Origin of the sequence: Nostoc cf. edaphicum LEGE 07299, assembly GCF_015207245.1 — a bacterium.
In the GTDB taxonomy this organism is placed as follows: Bacteria; Cyanobacteriota; Cyanobacteriia; order Cyanobacteriales; family Nostocaceae; genus Nostoc; species Nostoc edaphicum_B.
The window spans coordinates 1-3,134 of sequence record NZ_JADEXF010000785.1 but is presented as its reverse complement, the minus strand read 5'-3'; the positions used below and the strand labels follow the sequence as shown (position 1 = coordinate 3,134).

Genomic DNA, 3,134 nt, shown 5'->3' with positions numbered 1-3,134 from the left:
TTGTTAGAGTTTGTCACTGCTTCTCGCTATGCAGTCACCAAGAGCAAGTTTCCTTTTAAGCCTTATGCCAAATATCTACCTGATAAAAGTAATGGGGCGCTGATGGTTAAACGTCAAACTTTGCTGCGCTATGCCTGCAAAAAGATGAAGAGAGAATTTGCTCAAAACCCAGATTGTTTCCGAATTTTGTCCTGGACTAATACTCAAGTTGACTTTTACAATCAGCAGATTCGCACACATTTATATGGTGAAAATCTCAATCGCTTTATTCCTGGAGAGAGATTAATCACCAGAGATCCTGTGATGGCTCCTGATGGTAAAACTACGATTCTTTCTACATCTACAGAGTTTACTGTTTTAGATGTCTTTGGAGATCGTTACAACAACTATGATACTTGGAGGTTGAAGGTAGAGACAGATGAAGGGATTGTGCGTCAAATCTATGTTCTGCATGAAGATGAGCAAAAACAATTTGACCAAGAAACCAAACGCTTACTCAAAAGTGCCAAGCGTAGTCCCTTTCTGTGGAAGCAGTACTACAAACATTCAGAGCAGTTTGCGAATATCAGAAACTGCTTTGCATTAACTGTTCACAATAGCCAAGGTAGCACTTTCTTAGAAGCGGGTATTGATGGTAAAGATTTGAGTAAGCGACTTTATCCAGAACGAGGAGATGACAGTAAAGCAGTCCTGGCAAAGATTAGAGAGTTTAATCGTTTGTACTATGTTTCTAGCTCACGGGCTAAACAACGGATATTAGTTATCCGGTGATAATTGTGTATAGCAATCTTGACACACAATTGCGATTAATCATTCGTGAACAATGAGAACCCCGATTTATTAGATAAATCGGAGTTCTGTGCCTTGTAATTTTCACAAATCAAATAAGCTAATGAGCATTTAAGTTGGATGAAAGCAGGGCTTAAGCTCTTACTACAAGCGAATAAATCTGGAAAAATAGATGACGATTAGCTTATGATTGCTAGATTATGAAATAGATAATGTCTTATGAAAAATTTGCTCACTTTAAGAACTGCTTACTAACTATAGAAAGACTGTCTTTTTTTACAATTTTCTGCTAATAATCTAATTTTAGCAGCTTTTTAGTCTCAAATTATTTTTAAAATTACAATCAAATTTAACTATATTTAGTAAGCAGTTAAATGATTTTTATTAATAAAATTATAGCCTAAATTAGTGGCAAAAAGGTAAAGCTTACGCTTTATTTACTGAGGGTAAAAATTATTATTCCTAGTAAATGTGGTACAAGCAGTGATTACACATTCAAGCGAAACCTTTCTAAAAGACGCTGTTGTTGAAAGATATAACATCTCTAAGTTGAATAAAACTCGCATCCGTTTCAAGATTCAATTAAAGAAGACAACCAAGAGTAATGCTCCAAAATGGACAGATGTTCTCAAATATTCTCAAGATGAACAAGAATCTGATTTAGTGAAGGTTACAACCTCAGAAGTTGGTTTAAAGGGCATCAAAGTTTTCAAAGCTTTAGACGAAGCAGCAAACCAATTAAGGCAAGAAATTGCTTCAGTCCAAGAATGGATGAATTATGACAATGGTGATTGGATTTGTCCTATAGACTTAGCGCCCTTGGTCTGGAAACAACTAATCGGAATTCGAGATAATATTGCACCTGTTTTACGCACTCAACTGAAAGAAGAGTATGAAAAGGGGTACACAGACTATCAAGAACGTATTGACAAATTTCTCTCACTCAATGCTTGGCAGTTATCTGTAGAACAACAACAAGAAGTTAAGCAGAACCTGGTAAAAGCTTTTCCTTGTTTAGAGGAATTAGAGGACTATTTACAAGTAGTAATTGGTCGTCCTGTCATTATTCCCGCCATCAGTGAACAATTGTCAGAGAAACAAGCTGAATGCTTAGGGCAAATAACTCGGTTTATCGAGCAGTATGACAGAAATTTAGAACAAACACTGAGGGAATCAGCGATCGCTCTCGGCGAGCAACTAGCAGCCCAGTTGCTCGAAGATTTGAGCAATTGGGAACCAGGACGCAAGCCAGTCAACTTCAAGAAGAAGATGGAACGCCATTTCAAAAAAGTCCAAATGCTTTTGGCTAACGCCAGTTTTGAAGCAGGTAGCAGCCTTGGACAAATGATGACTCATCTAGAAAATGTTCTCGAAAACGCTTCTGTGGATGCTAAAAAGCTGGATTCACAAGGGCGTTCTCAGTTACAGGAAAAAATGGATGAAATTTGCTCCAAGCTTTTGGATGAACAACGCCATCTCCAACGATTAGCAAGTAATCAGGGTATGGGCTTAACCAAAGCTACAGCGATGTCTCTCAAACTTCGCTAGAAAAAACAGTCAAGAACGTGTCTGTATCGTCGTTGATCGAAAGCTAGGTGTGGGTTGTAGAGGAAGACAATACGCCCACACTTCCTAAGCTTGCTACAGAAGGAACTTTTTGCTTCCTTGTCTATCACCACTGTTCCCATTAATTTACCAGTCCACAGTATTTAGAGGTAGGAAATGTCACACTTTTCAACTGTCACTACAAAACTAACTAACCGTGAATGTTTAGTACAAGCTCTACAAGATTTGCAGCTTACCGTCCAAGTTTATGAAAAACCACAATCGCTGAGAGGTTATTACGACGACTCCCAAGGACAAAGTGCTGAGATTGTTGTCCCTGGTCGTAGTTTAAGTGTCCGTGCAGATATCGGGTTTAAGTGGGATCAAGAGACAGGGGTGTATCAACTCATCCATGATGCCTATGAAACTGTACCCCGACTAGGAGAAGACTTCTTTTCGCACACCCTAATACAAGCCTACGGACAGAAGATGGTTCGCGCTAAAGCAGCCCAGTTACAAGAACATCTGGGAGAATGCACCATCACAGAACAAACCAATGGTCAGGTACATACCCTGCGCCTTGCATTTTTAGCACACCAGCAAACTCAACAAGTACGGAGATAATTTATGGAACGGGCAATCTTAATACATTTTGACACTGTTACAGGCGAAGTGAAAATAGAAGCCGAGGGATTTGAGGGTTTGTCCTGTCTAGAAGCAACCCAACCCTTTGAGGAAGCTTTGGGTGTGGTGCAGGGCGATCGCACTTACAAACCAGAATCTCAGCAACAGCTTCGTAG

The 3,134-nt window shown here is 39.4% G+C and carries 3 protein-coding genes and 1 pseudogene; all 4 read left to right on the top strand.

Going from position 1 to position 3,134, the window contains the following annotated elements; translation table 11 throughout:
• Positions 1–771: pseudogene (locus IQ229_RS20625) on the top strand (ATP-dependent DNA helicase); the annotation flags it as partial.
• Between the two features lie 489 nt (positions 772–1,260).
• Positions 1,261–2,337, top strand: coding sequence for a hypothetical protein (locus IQ229_RS20620; RefSeq protein ID WP_162398242.1), 1,077 nt, complete (start codon positions 1,261–1,263; stop codon positions 2,335–2,337).
• A 174-nt stretch (positions 2,338–2,511) separates the two neighbouring features.
• Positions 2,512–2,958, top strand: coding sequence for a DUF1257 domain-containing protein (locus IQ229_RS20615; protein ID WP_162398241.1), 447 nt, complete (start codon positions 2,512–2,514; stop codon positions 2,956–2,958).
• Positions 2,959–2,961: 3 nt separating this feature from the next.
• A partial coding sequence (locus tag IQ229_RS20610; protein WP_194046928.1) for a DUF2997 domain-containing protein occupies positions 2,962–3,134 on the top strand: 173 nt, incomplete at its 3' end.